Below are 14,795 nucleotides of genomic sequence, written 5' to 3' on the forward strand. Positions count from 1 at the left end.
TATTTTCAAGGAGTTGTTGCATGACCTTTTCCTTTGCCGCCAAGGCGTCGGTGTTGCTGCTGTTCCTGGGCAGCACGCTTTATGTGCATTTGCGCGGCAAGGCGCGTTTGCCGGTATTGCGTCAATTCGTCAACCATTCGGCATTGTTCGCGCCCTATAACGCCTTGATGTACCTGTTCTCCGGCGTGCCATCCAAACCGTACCTGGATCGCAGCAAGTTCCCGGAACTGGATGTACTCAAAGACAACTGGGAAGTCATCCGCGACGAAGCCATGCACTTGTTCGACGAGGGCTACATCCGCGCTGCCGAGAAGAACAACGACGCCGGTTTTGGGTCGTTCTTCAAGAAGGGCTGGAAGCGTTTTTACCTCAAGTGGTACGACAAGCCGCTGCCGTCGGCCAATGTGCTCTGCCCGAAAACCGTGGCATTGTTGAGCAGTATTCCCAATGTAAAAGGCGCGATGTTTGCCTTGCTGCCGGGCGGTAGCCACCTCAACCCGCACCGCGATCCGTTTGCCGGTTCGTTGCGTTATCACTTGGGGCTGTCGACACCGAACTCCGACGATTGCCGGATTTTCGTTGACGGTCAGGTCTACGCCTGGCGCGATGGCGAAGACGTGATGTTCGACGAAACCTACGTGCATTGGGTCAAGAACGAAACCGAGAAGACCCGCGTGATCCTGTTCTGTGACATCGAGCGTCCCCTGAGCAGCCGCCTCATGACCCGCATCAATCGCTGGGTCAGTGGCGTGCTGGGCCGCGCCACGGCACCACAGAATCTCGACGACGAACGCGTCGGCGGGATCAACCAGGCCTACGCCTGGACCAAGAACTCCAGTGACCGCTTCAGTGGCGTGGTCAAACAATGGAAACGCCGCAATCCCAAACTGTATCGCGTCCTGCGACCGGTGCTGGCGGTGGTGGTGCTGACGTTGCTGGGTTACTGGTTGTTTGGCTAAGTCGTTGCAAGTCGTTGCAATAGGCATCGAGCGCTGGTTATAGTCGGCGCTCGGTGCATTTCAACATCCACCTTGATTTCCCTCAAAAAGATCAGCACATGCCGGTTTCCCTCATCAACGCGGTAGTCGATTCAGCGGTCAACGCTGGCGTCGTGCCGTGCGGGGGTCAACAGCCTGCGCAGATCAGTCATTACCCCCCACCTGTCAGTAGCACGCCGGTGTGCGCAGTCGTATCACCGCCAGGCGTTGGCATTTCGGGCTGATCAGCTTCGTTTGCTGTTCCCTGTGCCCGTCTGAAAAAAACTACTGAATTTCAGCGTTTGCTGAGTTGGCGTTTTTGCCTGACTACAGGTGGTATCCATGTTTGTCATTTCGAAAAAATCCGCGGCCGCGGCGGCCTCGACGAGCCTGTTCGTCCTGCTCTGGAGCAGCGGGGCGATCTTCTCTAAATGGGGCCTGGCCCACGCTTCACCGTTTGCCTTCCTGCTGATCCGCTTCGCCATTGCGCTGTTCGGGCTGGTGCTGTTGATGCCATTGCTCAAATTGAGACTGCCCCGTGGCGGCAAACCGATGCTTTATGCGGCGGCTACCGGCGTGGTGTTGCTGGGGGCTTATCAGATTTTCTATCTGCTGGCCCTCGACTTGAAGGTCACCCCCGGGGTAATGGCCACCATCATGGGCGTTCAACCGATCCTCACCGTGGTGCTGATGGAGCGTCAGCGTTCATGGCGCCGGATCTTCGGTCTGGGGCTTGGGCTGGCAGGTCTGGTCATGGTGGTTTATCAGGGCATTGGCCTGGCCGGTATGTCCTTGGCCGGGATGCTCTTCGGTTTGCTGGCGCTGGCGAGCATGACGTTCGGCGCGATCATGCAGAAGCGCATTACCGATAACCCGTTGGGCACGCTGCCAGTCCAATACCTGGCGGGCCTGTTGTTGTGCGGGGTGTTTGTGCCGTTCCAGCCGTTTCACATTGAACACAGCACGGGTTTTATCGTGCCGGTGTTGTGGATGGGGCTGGTGGTCTCGGTGCTGGCGACCCTGTTGCTGTATCGCTTGATCGCCCGGGGCAATCTGGTGAATGTCACCAGTCTGTTCTATCTGGTGCCGGCGGTAACAGCGGTGATGGACTATCTGTTCTTCGGCAACAAACTGGCGGCGCTGAGCATGCTCGGCATGTTGCTGATCATCGTCGGTCTGGTGTTTGTGTTCCGTAAAACGAGCTGATTCGAGGCGGCTTAGGAGCCTTTGGCGTTATCGAAGGCTCCTGCCGATCAAGTGGATTAACGATGGGTAGCAATCCAGATCAACAACCCGGCCTGGAACACCGAGAACGCCACCAGGCAAGTAATGGTGAAGCGCAACCCGATATCTTCGCGTTTGAACTTGCTGACCTTTTCTTCCTGCTGGCGTAGTTTGACTTCTTGTTCCGCCAGGTTTTGCTCGGCTTGCTGGAGCATCTGCGCGGCTTCGAGAATTTCTACGAACTGCAGCTTTTCAGTGTTCCAGTTTCCCCGCAGCTCACTGACCAGCACATCTTTCACACTGCCCTTCAGGTGCTGGACATCGGCGTAAACCACATCGAAACCATGGATGCGCAAAAAGTGATCACGGCGCAGACGCGTGTCCTCATTGAGGGCATCCTTGTTCGACAGATCCATGCCATCGACGCGGTAATTCGACCATTTTTTCTGCGCCCAAGTGACCCCCTGAGCCATCAGGAAACGGCCGATTCCACGGTTCCAGGGTTCGATCTGCAAGCCGATTTCAGGGCTGAAACGCACCCGGCGGGTAGCGTGATCGACCCACACGTCCAGATAGTTCTGCTCTTTGCGAACCCGCTGGCCCGGTAACTGGATATTCATCCGCAGCAGGCTGTGGTCCTTGCCGTTGCGCTCGGCGTAGCCGAATTCGACAAAGCGTAAAGGCCGTCCGCCGGTGGCGCGATCGGTTTGCAGCGGCGCCAGGCGGAGCATCTTGTGGTGCTCGACCTGGACGTCCGCCCACGGCAGTTCGACCGCTTGCGGGGCGGTTTCATCGGCTGCTGTTTCGGGTGAATTCTGGGTATCAGTCATAACGGCGAAATCCTGTCCAAGTCCTGCTTGCCGATTGCAAGTGAACTGCCGGCAATGGTTTATCGGCCGTTTTTTTCAGGACTGGAGGGGCAAAGCCGCTTAACTGGCGCGAAGTCCTTCAATAAAGCTCAAGATATGCGCGCCCAACTCCGCAGCCAGCGGTAGTTGCGGGTCTTTGTAAGAGGCCATTTGGCGCCTGATATCGTTGGGCACGATGCGCATGACGTGGTTCATGCCGCTGATCAGTGCCAGTTCGGCGTCCGGTTTGGCCGCCTTGAGCATTTGCGCATCGCCGACGCCGACCTGAATGTCGTTACTGCCCTGGATGATCAAGGCCGGCATCTTCAGTTTGGCGAAGGCCGCCGCCGGGTCCTGGCGAAACAGCGTGATCAGATATGGCTGTACGCTGGGGCGGAAAATCACTAGCAGTGGTGCTGGCACGTCGTCGACGACGTGCCCGGCCTTGAGACTGTCGAGCAGCTGATTGCTGCGCAGCATCAACGGTGCTGGCAGGCGATAGCTCAATTGTTGACGCAATACCTGGTCGATCGGGCGGGCGCTGCCGGAGACGGAAATCACCGCCGCGGCATCCACTTCAGGCGCTGCGAGGCTGGCGATCAGCGCCCCTTCGCTGTGTCCGAGGAGAATCAATTTACCCAGGCGTGGATCGGCCTTGAGCTTCTTGCCCCAGGCCACGGCGTCGGCCACATAGTCGTCGAGGGTCAGATTGCGTTCGTCGGGGGTGGCCGCGAGGCTGGCGGCGACGCCGCGTTTATCGTAACGCACGCTGGCGATGTTGTGTTTGGCAAGCACCCAGGCCAGGCGTTTGAGGCTGTCGTTGCGCCCGCCTTCGGGGTTGTTGCCGTCGCGATCGGTGGGGCCGGAGCCTGAGATGATCAACACCACAGGCACCGGTGCGTCGGATTTTGGCAGTAACATCGAGCCATACAATTCGCCGTTACCGGTGTCCAGACTGAGCGGGCGTTGCAGGACAGAGGCCTGGACCAGGCCGGTAAACAGGGAAAGGCTCAAGACAAGAACTCGCAGCATCATCGCGCCATCATGGACAAGGTGCAGGTTGGACTCGCAGGCACCGATAAGGTTCGAGGATGAACTACTGAGGCAGCCTGCGTATACTGGCGCCTTTGGTTTTTTGAGCTGATTTCGCGGAGCGCCCTGCATGTCCGGCAATACCTACGGCAAGCTGTTCACTGTCACCACCGCTGGCGAAAGCCATGGTCCGGCGTTGGTCGCCATTGTCGACGGCTGCCCGCCGGGCCTTGAGCTGTCGCTGGACGACCTGCAACGCGATCTGGATCGGCGCAAGCCCGGCACCAGCCGCCACACTACCCAGCGCCAGGAAGCCGATGAAGTCGAAATCCTCTCCGGGGTTTTCGAAGGCCGCACCACCGGTTGCCCGATTGGTCTGTTGATCCGCAACACCGACCAGAAGTCCAAGGACTACTCGGCGATCAAGGGTCTGTTCCGTCCAGCCCATGCCGATTACACCTATCACCATAAATACGGCGAACGCGATTATCGCGGCGGCGGTCGCAGTTCGGCGCGGGAAACCGCCATGCGCGTGGCGGCCGGCGCGATTGCGAAAAAATACCTGGCCGGCCAGGGCATCGTAATTCGCGGTTACATGAGTCAGTTGGGGCCGATCGAAATCCCGTTCAAGACCTGGGATTCGGTGGAAGAGAACGCCTTCTTCTGCCCCGATCCGGACAAAGTGCCGGAGCTTGAAGCCTACATGGACCAGCTGCGCCGTGATCAGGACTCCATCGGTGCGAAGATAACCGTGGTCGCCGAGGGCGTGATGCCGGGTCTGGGCGAGCCGATTTTCGACCGCCTCGACGCTGAACTGGCCCATGCACTGATGAGCATCAACGCGGTCAAGGGCGTGGAAATCGGTGCCGGTTTCGCCAGTGTCGCCCAGCGCGGCACCGAGCACCGTGACGAAATGACCCCACAAGGGTTCCTCAGCAATAACTCCGGCGGCATTCTGGGCGGGATTTCCTCCGGGCAGCCGATCGTTGCGCACTTGGCCCTCAAGCCGACTTCGAGCATTACCACACCGGGCCGCTCCATTGATGTGCACGGCGATCCGGTGGATGTCATCACCAAGGGCCGTCACGACCCGTGCGTCGGCATCCGCGCCACGCCGATCGCCGAAGCGATGATGGCCATCGTGCTGATGGACCACTTGCTGCGCAATCGCGGGCAGAACGCGGACGTGCGCGTGAGCACACCGGTGCTGGGCCAGCTGTAATGGCCGGCGGCGCCCAGCCAGTCGCCACGGTCTGACGGCCGTGGCGGCGCTGCCGTACTGGCGGTTATCCAGTTTCTATCTGTTCTATTTCGCCTTGCTCGGTTCGACGGCGCCGTTTCTGGCGCTGTATTTCGATCACCTGGGCTTTTCCAGCGCGCGCATTGGCGAGCTGGTGGCGATCCCTATGCTGATGCGCTGCGTGGCGCCGAATATCTGGGGCTGGCTCGGTGATTACACCGGGCGCCGACTGGCGATCGTGCGTTTTGGCGCGGTCTGCACGTTGCTGAGCTTTTCACTGATCTTCCTCAGCAAGAGCTACGCCTGGCTGGCGATGGTCATGGCCTTGCATGCGTTCTTCTGGCACGCGGTGTTGCCACAATTCGAAGTCATCACCCTGGCGCACTTGAACGACCAGACCTCGCGTTACAGCCAGATCCGCTTATGGGGGTCCATCGGCTTCATCATCACGGTGGTGGCGCTTGGACGCTTGTTCGAATGGCTGAGTCTGGACATTTATCCGGTGGCGATAGTGGTGATCATGGCCGGGATCGTCGTCAGCAGCGCCTGGGTGCCGAATGCCCAGCCAGTCCAGGGCAGTCGTCTGGCGGGAGAGGGTTTTGTAAAGCAATTGCGCAGCCCCGGCGTATTGGCGTTTTATGCCTGTGTGGGGCTGATGCAGATGAGTCATGGACCTTATTACACCTTCCTGACTCTGCACCTCGAGCGACTGGGTTACACCCGTGGCTTGATCGGCATGCTTTGGGCGTTGGGTGTTGTCGCCGAAGTGCTGATGTTTTTGGCCATGAGCAAGATTCTGGTGCGGTTCTCCGTGCGTCGCGTGCTGATGGCGAGTTTCCTGCTGGCCGCGTTGCGCTGGTTGTTGCTGGGCTCCTTCGCTGAGTTTTTATGGGTGCTGCTGTTTGCTCAAGTGCTGCACGCGGCCACCTTCGGCAGCTTTCATGCGGCTGCCATCCATTTCGTGCAACGTAGCTTCGGTGCTCGTCAGCAAGGTCAGGGCCAGGCGCTATATGCCGCGCTGGCCGGCACTGGCGGCGCGCTGGGCGCGTTGTATTCCGGTTACAGCTGGAATGCCCTGGGGGCGACGTTGACCTTTAGTATTGCCAGCCTCGCAGCGCTGGCTGCAGCCGTTATCATTGCCACTCGTATGCAAGAGGACAGGCCATGAGCCTTACCCGTGAACAGCTAGCCCTGGAAATCATCGAAGCCGGGCGTTTTCTCTATGGTCGCGGCTGGTCGCCGGCCACCAGCAGCAATTACTCGACCCGGCTGTCGCCCGGCGAAGCCTTGCTGACCGTCTCCGGCAAGCATAAAGGTCAGTTGGGGCCCGATGACGTATTAGCCACTGATCTGTCCGGCAACAGCCTGGAACCGGGCAAGAAACCCTCGGCCGAAACCCTGCTGCACACCCAGCTCTACAGCTGGCGCCCGGAGATCGGCGCGGTGTTGCATACGCATTCGGTGAACGCCACCGTACTGTCGCGGCTGACCATCGAAGACTTTATCGAGTTCGAAGACTACGAACTGCAAAAGGCATTCAGTGGCATCTCCACTCACGAGTCCAGAGTGCGGGTGCCGATCTTTGATAACGATCAGGATATTGCTCGCCTGGCCGCCAGGGTGCAGCCTTGGCTTGAGGCTCACCCCGATTGCGTGGGTTACCTGATCCGCGGCCATGGCCTGTACACCTGGGGCGCGCGGATGAGTGATGCGCTGCGGCAGATCGAAGCCTTTGAATTTTTGTTCGAGTGTGAGTTGAAGACCCGCTCGGTGCTTAACCGTTAACGCTTACTTCTTCAGAAGTAGCTCACCGCCTGATGAAACGCACCACCTGACCGGTCTGTAAAAAACCGGAAGGCGATGCTGATACCGAGGAGTTGCCAGCATGAGCAGCCTGTCCGTTTACCACGTATCCAGCCCGGAACTGCCGAACAAGGTTCTGACCCATTTCGACGATATTTCTTCGACCCTGGCCGAGAAGGGCGTGCGCTTCGACCGCTGGCAAGCCGCTACACGAATCGAACCGGGTGCGAGCCAGGACGAAGTGATCGCCGCTTATCGGGTGCAGATCGATCAGTTGATGACCGAGCGCGGTTACATCACTGTCGACGTCATCAGCCTCAACAGCGATCACCCGCAAAAAGCCGAGCTGCGTGCCAGGTTCCTTGATGAGCACCGGCATGCCGAGGACGAGGTACGGTTTTTTGTCGCCGGGCGTGGCTTGTTCACCCTGCACATCGACGATTACGTGTACGCCGTGCTCTGCGAGAAAAATGATCTGATCTCGGTACCCGCGGGTACGCCGCATTGGTTCGACATGGGCGAGAACCCGCACTTTGTGGCGATCCGCCTGTTCAACAATCCCGAGGGGTGGGTGGCCAGATTCACTGGCGAAGACATCGCCAATCGCTTCCCACGCCTGGAGGACTGAGCGGATGTCGATCAAAGCCATTCTCACCGACATTGAAGGCACCACCAGCGCCGTGAGTTTCGTGTTTGAGGTGCTGTTTCCTTATGCCACCCGACACCTTCCGGAGTTTGTCCGCAAGAACGCCGAACAACCGAACGTGGCTGAGCAACTGCAGGCAGTTCGTCAGGACAGCGGTGAACCGACGGCAGACGTTGAGCGGGTCATCGAGATCCTCTTGAGCTGGATTGCCGAAGACCGTAAGGCGACGCCACTCAAAGCCTTGCAAGGGATGGTCTGGGAGCAGGGGTATCAAGCCGGGCTGCTCAAAGGGCACGTTTACCCGGATGCGGTCGAAGCGCTTGAACGCTGGCATCAGGACGGCTATCAACTGTTTGTTTACTCCTCCGGGTCTATCCAGGCTCAGCGGCTGATTTTCGGTTGCTCCGAAGCCGGTGATTTGTCGCCGTTGTTCAGTGGCTATTTCGACACCACGTCGGGCCCCAAGCGCGAAGCGCAGTCCTATCAGCGGATCAGCCAGGCGATTGGCTGCGAGCCCGAGCACGTTCTGTTCTTGTCCGATATCGTCCAGGAGCTGGATGCGGCGCAGCAAGCGGGCATGGCCACGTGCGGTCTGGTGCGCAATGGCGGTGAACTGGCCGGGCATCTGAACGTGAACAGTTTCGCGCAAATAGATCCGTCAGGGTTCTAAGCCGCAGTGGTTGGGGCGTGATTGAACTGACCCCAAAATGAAATCAGGTCGTGAAGCCAGAAGGCTTCACGACCTGAACAGTTGAAGCGGGTGATGAATCAGGCCGAGTAATAGGTCGGCAGCGCAAAGCGTTGTTGGCTTTGCAGCATTGAAATCTTTGGCAGTTCGCCGGCCTGTTCTGCCAGGTCGCGGCGAATCGCGCTGATCACCCTGGAAAGTTGCTCACCGGCATGTAACTGCGCATAAGAAATGGATCGTTTGAGCTGTTTACCTTCGCGGTTGCACAACGTGAGCACAATGCTGCCGTCAGGCCGTGCCTGGGTGGTGACGTTGAAGTCGGAGAACAAAGAAGAGAACTTTTCCTGGATAAGGCTCATGTCTATCAGCTCCGTTAGCTCTTGAATGGCAAGCGTGAAGTGATAGGAGCATTGATTGTGCCAGTATTGCCGCTATAAAAAATACTATATAAATCAGTAAGTTATAATTTTACAGGCATTTCGGCTTCGTGCAATTTGCATGAGTGGCCATCGTGCATCGTGCATTTTGCGTGGTTTGCAGGGATTTTCAGATCGCAGCAACACGCTGAACCGCTGTGCGCCGATTCGCAACGAGGTCGGCTTCATGCAAAAAAATGTCAGGGGCGTGCCGGGATCGGACACTTACGTGCTAGTGACCGAGCAGGTGCTGGCGGATATTCAAGGTGGCAAGTTTCGCTATTGATTCTGACTATGGCAGGCCTTGAGAAAAAAGGGGTGACAGGCGCAAGGCCGCTCGGGAAACTATCGGCTTTGCGATCAGAATGTGGAGTCCCGAATGTCAGACAAAAGCCGCCAGATGACCGAAGAAGAAGCTGCGGAGTTTGCCGAGCAGGTGTTCAACAAAGCGCGTGAAGGCGACGCGGCCATGCTCGCGGCGCTGCTGAGCAAAGGCCTGCCGGTCAATCTGCGCAACCACAAGGGCGATACCTTGCTGATGCTCGCCAGCTATCACGGGCACGTCGATGCGGTGCGGGTATTGCTCGAGCACAAGGCTGATCCGGAGATCCGCAACGACAACGGCCAAAGCCCGATTGCCGGCGCAGCGTTCAAAGGTGACCTGCCGGTGGTCAAAGTGCTGGTCGAAGGTGGCGCCGAGGTCGAGGGTTCGTCCTTTGACGGTCGCACCGCGTTGATGATGGCGGCGATGTTCAACCGTACGCAAATCGTCGACTACCTGATCAGCAAAGGCGCCGATCCAAAGGCCAGGGATGCCAATGGAGTGTCCGCGCTGGACGCCGCAAAAACCATGGGCGCAGCGGACACCACGGTGCAGTTGGAAAAGTTGCCGGGCTGAGAGTTCAAGGTTGTCCGTAGCAGCTGGCGAAGCCTGCGTCCGACCGCGAAGCGGTCGTAAATCCGGCCTCCTCGGTTAACCTGCAAAATCGCAGTGTCTGATTTTACGACCGCTACGCGGTCGGACGCAGCCTGGCGCCAGCCTGCTACACAGGTTTGCCCCCGAATGCGCTATCCTTCGCGCCCTCAAATTTCCTTCGTTACAGGATTCGCCCATGAAAACCGCCCTCGTTGAACTCATCAGCAAAATCAGCTCCGGGTGTATGGGTGATGATGAAGTGGCGCGGATCGCCGACGAAGCTGCGCAAGCCTACGCCGACGCGGACGCTTTCCTGGCGGCCAATCCGGACATCAACTACGACGACACGTTTTCGATCCCGCTGGGTGAGTGGGTCGTGGTGGGCAGCCTGCCGGAAACCGTGTTGTTTCAGGCGGACACCTATATGGACCTGTTTGCCGGGATAGTCGCTTCGTTCGGCCCGGGCGTGGCGTTCAATATCAAACCCAAACAGCTTGCCAAAGTCGAAGCGTTGACTGCGCTCAACCGCATCCAGATCCAGCTGAGCAGCATGAACCCTGAAAACGGTGGTTATGTGCTGATGAACTTCAGCCAGTTGCTCGATGACGAAATTCAGGCGGTGCTGGTGTATGGCAACGACGTGCCACGGGTGCTGGAGTTGTGCGCCGAAGTCGGCATCAACGCTGCGCCGTCCCTTGAAGCACTACGAGTGGCGATTCACGTCTAACCATAATCAGACGGAATCCTTATCAAGCCCGGCTATCCTGAGTGTGTTAGCCATTACTTAGGAGCGACACCGTGGGTTCCACTTTCAATGGTCTGGTCGGCCTGATAGTCCTTGTCCTGGATATCTGGGCGATCATCAACATTCTTAAAAGCGGCGTCGATACCGGGATGAAGATCATCTGGGTGATGGTGATTATCTTGCTGCCGGTACTGGGTCTGATCATCTGGGCCATCGCCGGGCCACGGGGCAACAATATGTAGGGGCTGGCGCAGGCTGCGATCTTTTTGCCAGCCCAGCGACTGCGCCTCGGTTCAAATCAGCCACGCACCCTCGAGTTGCAACAGCGTTTGTTTGCGTTCCAGTCCACCACCATAGCCGGTGAGGGTCCCGTTGCTGCCGATCACCCGATGGCAAGGGATGATGATCGATATCGGGTTGGCGCCATTGGCGGTGCCGACCGCACGTACGGCTTTCGGGTTGCCGATCTGCACCGCCAGCTCGGCGTAGCTCCAGGTATGGCCGTAGGGGATTCGCTGCAAGGCCTGCCACACCGTTTGTTGGAACGGCGTGCCCTGAGGTGCCAGGCGCACATCGAAACACTCACGCTTACCCTCGAAATATTCATCCAGTTGCCGACAGACGGTATCGAGTTCATTACTGGCTTCGAACCAGTACTGCGGCGGCGTCCAGTGCTGGTGGTTGTCCATGTACAGCTGGCGCAGCCCCTGCTCATCCCCGGCCAGCAGCAGCGGCCCGATCGGGCTTGGGTGATAGCGGTAAAACATCTTGTTGGCTCTTGGTAAAGGTCAGGCACAAAGATAGAGCCAGAAGGTTCGACCTGTCATGTTCTGCGACGTAGAATGCGCGCCTTTCCTTGGTCAATTGCCGACACCCGTGCCGACGATTGGCCAGCATGGGCGGGTGACCGTCCGTTGCCACCAGCATTTACCGGGGGACTTACCCATGAGCACCACCCAGAACAGCGAGTACCTGGAAACCCTTTACGAAGGCTACGGCCAGCGTTTCCGCATGGAAAAACTGCTGCACGAAGTGCGCACCGAACACCAGCATCTGGTGATCTTCGAGAACCCGCGCATGGGTCGCGTGATGGCCCTGGACGGCGTGATCCAGACCACCGAAGCCGACGAGTTCATCTACCACGAGATGCTCACCCATGTACCGATCCTGGCCCATGGCACTGCCAAGCGGGTGCTGATCATCGGTGGTGGTGATGGCGGCATGCTGCGTGAAGTAGCCAAGCACCGCAGCATCGAACACATCACCATGGTCGAAATCGACGGCACCGTGGTCGACATGTGCAAAGAGTTTCTACCGGATCACTCCAAGGGCGCGTTCAATGATCCACGCCTGAATCTGGTGATCGACGACGGCATGCGTTTCGTCGCGACCACCGAAGAGAAGTTCGACGTGATCATTTCCGACTCCACCGACCCGATCGGTCCGGGCGAAGTGCTGTTCTCGGAAAACTTCTATCAGGCGTGCCACCGTTGCCTGAACGAGGGCGGCATCCTGGTGACCCAGAACGGCACGCCGTTCATGCAACTGAGCGAAGTGAAAACCACTGCCGGTCGTATGCGTAGCCTGTTCCCGGACTGGCACTTCTATCAGGCTGCGGTGCCGACCTACATCGGCGGCGCGATGACCTTCGCCTGGGGCGCGACCAACACCGCTTACCGCAAGTTGTCCCGCGAGACTCTGAGTCAGCGTTTTGCTGGCAGCGGCATCATCACTCGCTATTACAACCCTGAGATTCATATCGGCGCTTTCGCCTTGCCGCAATATGTATTGCAGGCGATTAATAAACCGAGCAATGACTAAGCAACAGTGTTGATGAAAGGGCCGCAAGGCCCTTTTTTATGTGTCAAAATGTGCGTTGAACGAAATTTTCACAACCGCTCCAAGACAATTCGCACCCGCTGTTTTCCGCGCTCAGCCTTCAGCAGCCTCCTGTTCCAGAGCCTTGAAACACCACGCTGGGAGCGCATGCCAGTAATAAATGGTAATGCCGCGAGTGATCGTGCACCATTTGCGCACCGCGAAAACCCCGCGACCAATACGTACAAGTAATGGCTATGAGAGGGCAGGGCGCAGCTGCATTTATGAAATTTTAACTTCCAATGAGTTCTGAATCGACATGGCAATCCCGGACGCCCTGAGTCAGCAGCGAGCTTCAAGTCGCTTGCTGCAACCGACCGTCAAATCGCATCTGGCATATACGCTACTCTGCGCCCTGGTCATGATGGTGATGCTCTCTGTGCTGCGCGTGGCGCTGCTGGTTTATAACCGAGAGATGATCCTCGACACCCCGGCCTCGACCTTCCTCGAAGCCTTTGCCAACGGCCTGCGTTTTGACGTGCGTCTGGTGGTCTACATCAGTATCCCGCTGCTGCTGGCACTGTTCAGCGCCCGGATCATGGCCGCCCGTGGTTTCTTCCGTTTCTGGCTGACCATCGCCTCCAGCATTGCGCTGTTCCTCGGCCTGATGGAGATGGACTTCTACCGCGAGTTTCACCAGCGCCTTAACGGGTTGGTCTTCCAGTACGTGAAGGAAGACCCGAAAACCGTGATGAGCATGCTCTGGTACGGCTTCCCGGTGGTTCGCTATCTGCTGGCCTGGGTCGTTGGCACCTGGTTGTTGAGCCTGGCGTTCAAGGGCGCCGACCGTGCGACCCGGCCTCGTGGCCCGTTCAGCGGTGGCAGCATCGGCACGCGTCAAATCGCCCCGTGGTACGTGCGCATTGGTGTATTCGTGGTATGTATGCTGATTTGTGTCGTGGCTGCCCGTGGCACCTTGCGTCAAGGCCCGCCGCTGCGTTGGGGTGACGCCTACACCACCAACTCCAACTTTGCCAACCAGTTGGGCCTCAACGGAACGTTGACACTGATCTCCGCGGCGGAGAGCCGTTTGTCCGACGATCGCTCCAATATCTGGAAAGCCACTCTGGATCAGCCTTTGGCTCAGCAGACCGTGCGCGACATGTTGCTGGTGGCCAACGACAAGCTGGTCGACGCCGATATTGCCGCCATGCGTCGCGATACTACGCCGCCGGAGGCAAATACCCTGCCGATCAAAAACGTCGTGGTCATTCTGATGGAAAGCTTCGCCGGTCATTCGGTGGGCGCGCTGGGTCGTCCCGGCAATATCACGCCGTACTTCGATAATCTGTCGAAAGAAGGCCTTTTGTTCGACCGTTTCTTCTCAAACGGTACCCATACCCACCAGGGTATGTTTGCGACTATGGCTTGCTTCCCCAACCTGCCAGGCTTCGAGTACCTGATGCAAACCCCGGAAGGCAGCCACAAGCTGTCCGGTCTGCCTCAATTGCTCAGCACTCGTAAGTATGACGATGTGTACGTCTATAACGGCGACTTTGCCTGGGATAACCAATCAGGCTTCTTCAGCAATCAGGGCATGACCAACTTCATTGGTCGTAACGACTTCATCGACCCGGTGTTCTCCGATCCGACGTGGGGTGTTTCCGATCAAGACATGTTCAATCGTGGCCTCGAAGAACTGAAGAAACGCGATGGCAAAAAACCGTTCTACGCACTGCTGCAAACCCTGTCCAACCACACACCGTATGCGTTGCCGACACCCTTGCCCGTCGACAAGGTTACGGACAGCGGCACATTGAACGAGCACTTGACTGCCATGCGCTACGCCGACTGGGCTTTGGGCCAGTTCTTCGAAAAAGCGCGTAAAGAGCCGTATTTCAAAGAAACCTTGTTTGTCGTTGTGGGTGACCACGGGTTTGGTAACGATCAGCAGATCACCGAGATGGACCTGGGACGTTTCAACGTGCCAATGCTGATGATCGCTCCGGGCCTCCAGGAGAAGTTCGGCAAGCGCAGTGACATCGTGGGCACGCAGATTGATATCGTGCCGACCATCATGGGTCGTATCGGTGGCGAGTTCCGCCAGCAATGCTGGGGGCGTGACTTGCTCAACCTGCCGGAAGGCGACAAGGGCATCGGTGTCATCAAACCTTCGGGTAACGAACCGACGGTGGCCATCATCAACGGTGACCACATTCTGGTACAACCCAAGGATATGCCGGCCAAGGTCTGGCAGTACAAGCTTGGGGCCAACCCTGGAGGTCAGGTGATCCCGAACTCGCCGGATGAAGCCGGCCTCAAGCAGAAATTGGACGCGTTCCTGCAGACCGCTACCAAGAGCCTGCTCGATAACACCGCTGGCGTTGTCGACGGCAACCCGGACTAAGGGTTTGGCTCAATAAGGAAGAGGCCCCATGTGGG

At 58.1% G+C, this 14,795-nt stretch carries 16 protein-coding genes; 12 read left to right on the forward strand and 4 right to left on the reverse strand.

What is annotated here, in order from left to right; translation table 11 throughout:
- Positions 1 to 20: 20 nt before the first annotated feature.
- Both AC07VR_RS14625 and AC07VR_RS14630 read left to right on the forward strand, forming a co-directional pair.
- Positions 21 to 959, forward strand: coding sequence for an aspartyl/asparaginyl beta-hydroxylase domain-containing protein (locus AC07VR_RS14625; protein ID WP_495011612.1), 939 nt, complete (start codon positions 21 to 23; stop codon positions 957 to 959).
- A 360-nt stretch (positions 960 to 1,319) separates the two neighbouring features.
- On the forward strand, positions 1,320 to 2,183 hold the full coding sequence (locus AC07VR_RS14630) for a DMT family transporter (RefSeq protein WP_494994595.1): 864 nt from the start codon (positions 1,320 to 1,322) through the stop codon (positions 2,181 to 2,183).
- Between the two features lie 56 nt (positions 2,184 to 2,239).
- On the opposite strand, the gene AC07VR_RS14635 is transcribed toward AC07VR_RS14630, so the two are convergent.
- Positions 2,240 to 3,031: a hypothetical protein gene (locus tag AC07VR_RS14635; protein ID WP_495011613.1), complete on the reverse strand. Its 792-nt coding sequence runs from the start codon at positions 3,029 to 3,031 to the stop codon at positions 2,240 to 2,242.
- Positions 3,032 to 3,130: 99 nt separating this feature from the next.
- Complete coding sequence (locus AC07VR_RS14640) at positions 3,131 to 4,129, reverse strand: alpha/beta hydrolase (protein WP_494994674.1); 999 nt, start codon at positions 4,127 to 4,129, stop codon at positions 3,131 to 3,133.
- 82 nt (positions 4,130 to 4,211) lie between these two features.
- On the opposite strand from AC07VR_RS14640, the gene aroC reads away from it, so the two are divergent.
- From aroC to mtnC, 5 genes are all read left to right on the forward strand, one after another.
- Positions 4,212 to 5,303, forward strand: a complete 1,092-nt coding sequence (gene aroC, locus AC07VR_RS14645) for a chorismate synthase (RefSeq protein ID WP_495011614.1) — start codon at positions 4,212 to 4,214, stop codon at positions 5,301 to 5,303.
- Positions 5,304 to 5,343: 40 nt separating this feature from the next.
- Positions 5,344 to 6,489 (forward strand): MFS transporter, encoded by a 1,146-nt coding sequence (locus tag AC07VR_RS14650; RefSeq protein WP_494994598.1) that lies wholly within the window; start codon positions 5,344 to 5,346, stop codon positions 6,487 to 6,489.
- Positions 6,486 to 7,106, forward strand: coding sequence for a methylthioribulose 1-phosphate dehydratase (locus AC07VR_RS14655; protein WP_495011615.1), 621 nt, complete (start codon positions 6,486 to 6,488; stop codon positions 7,104 to 7,106). The genes AC07VR_RS14650 and AC07VR_RS14655 overlap by 4 nt, the downstream gene beginning before the upstream one ends.
- A 100-nt stretch (positions 7,107 to 7,206) precedes the next feature.
- Positions 7,207 to 7,752: a 1,2-dihydroxy-3-keto-5-methylthiopentene dioxygenase gene (locus AC07VR_RS14660; protein WP_495011616.1), complete on the forward strand. Its 546-nt coding sequence runs from the start codon at positions 7,207 to 7,209 to the stop codon at positions 7,750 to 7,752.
- A 4-nt stretch (positions 7,753 to 7,756) separates the two neighbouring features.
- Positions 7,757 to 8,440 carry an acireductone synthase gene (gene mtnC / locus AC07VR_RS14665; protein WP_495011617.1) on the forward strand — a complete coding sequence of 228 codons (684 nt, stop codon included), beginning with the start codon at positions 7,757 to 7,759 and terminating at the stop codon, positions 8,438 to 8,440.
- Positions 8,441 to 8,538: 98 nt separating this feature from the next.
- Here mtnC and AC07VR_RS14670 read toward each other — a convergent pair whose 3' ends face one another.
- A complete protein-coding gene (locus tag AC07VR_RS14670; RefSeq protein WP_495011618.1) occupies positions 8,539 to 8,817 on the reverse strand; it encodes a DUF3509 domain-containing protein in 279 nt (92 codons plus the stop codon).
- A 436-nt stretch (positions 8,818 to 9,253) separates the two neighbouring features.
- Here AC07VR_RS14670 and AC07VR_RS14675 point away from each other — a divergent pair, with 436 nt between their 5' ends.
- The 3 genes from AC07VR_RS14675 to AC07VR_RS14685 all read left to right on the forward strand — a co-directional run bounded on the left by AC07VR_RS14675 (position 9,254) and on the right by AC07VR_RS14685 (position 10,777).
- Positions 9,254 to 9,772 carry an ankyrin repeat domain-containing protein gene (locus AC07VR_RS14675; protein ID WP_495011619.1) on the forward strand — a complete coding sequence of 173 codons (519 nt, stop codon included), beginning with the start codon at positions 9,254 to 9,256 and terminating at the stop codon, positions 9,770 to 9,772.
- Between the two features lie 214 nt (positions 9,773 to 9,986).
- Entirely contained in the window at positions 9,987 to 10,517 is a 531-nt protein-coding gene (locus AC07VR_RS14680; RefSeq protein WP_494994605.1) for a hypothetical protein, read from the forward strand.
- A 71-nt stretch (positions 10,518 to 10,588) separates the two neighbouring features.
- The gene (locus AC07VR_RS14685; protein ID WP_494994606.1) at positions 10,589 to 10,777 is read left to right on the forward strand and encodes a PLDc N-terminal domain-containing protein; all 189 of its coding nucleotides are present in this window, start codon (positions 10,589 to 10,591) and stop codon (positions 10,775 to 10,777) included.
- 51 nt (positions 10,778 to 10,828) lie between these two features.
- Here the strand turns inward: AC07VR_RS14685 and AC07VR_RS14690 are convergent, their stop codons facing one another.
- Positions 10,829 to 11,302 (reverse strand): methylated-DNA--[protein]-cysteine S-methyltransferase, encoded by a 474-nt coding sequence (locus AC07VR_RS14690; RefSeq protein WP_494994607.1) that lies wholly within the window; start codon positions 11,300 to 11,302, stop codon positions 10,829 to 10,831.
- A 178-nt stretch (positions 11,303 to 11,480) separates the two neighbouring features.
- On the opposite strand from AC07VR_RS14690, the gene speE reads away from it, so the two are divergent.
- The gene (speE, locus tag AC07VR_RS14695; protein ID WP_494994608.1) at positions 11,481 to 12,356 is read left to right on the forward strand and encodes a polyamine aminopropyltransferase; all 876 of its coding nucleotides are present in this window, start codon (positions 11,481 to 11,483) and stop codon (positions 12,354 to 12,356) included.
- Between the two features lie 316 nt (positions 12,357 to 12,672).
- Entirely contained in the window at positions 12,673 to 14,760 is a 2,088-nt protein-coding gene (locus AC07VR_RS14700) for an LTA synthase family protein (RefSeq protein WP_494994609.1), read from the forward strand.
- Positions 14,761 to 14,795: the final 35 nt, after the last annotated feature.

It is taken from the genome of Pseudomonas sp. GW821-FHT02H09 (assembly GCF_059421425.1).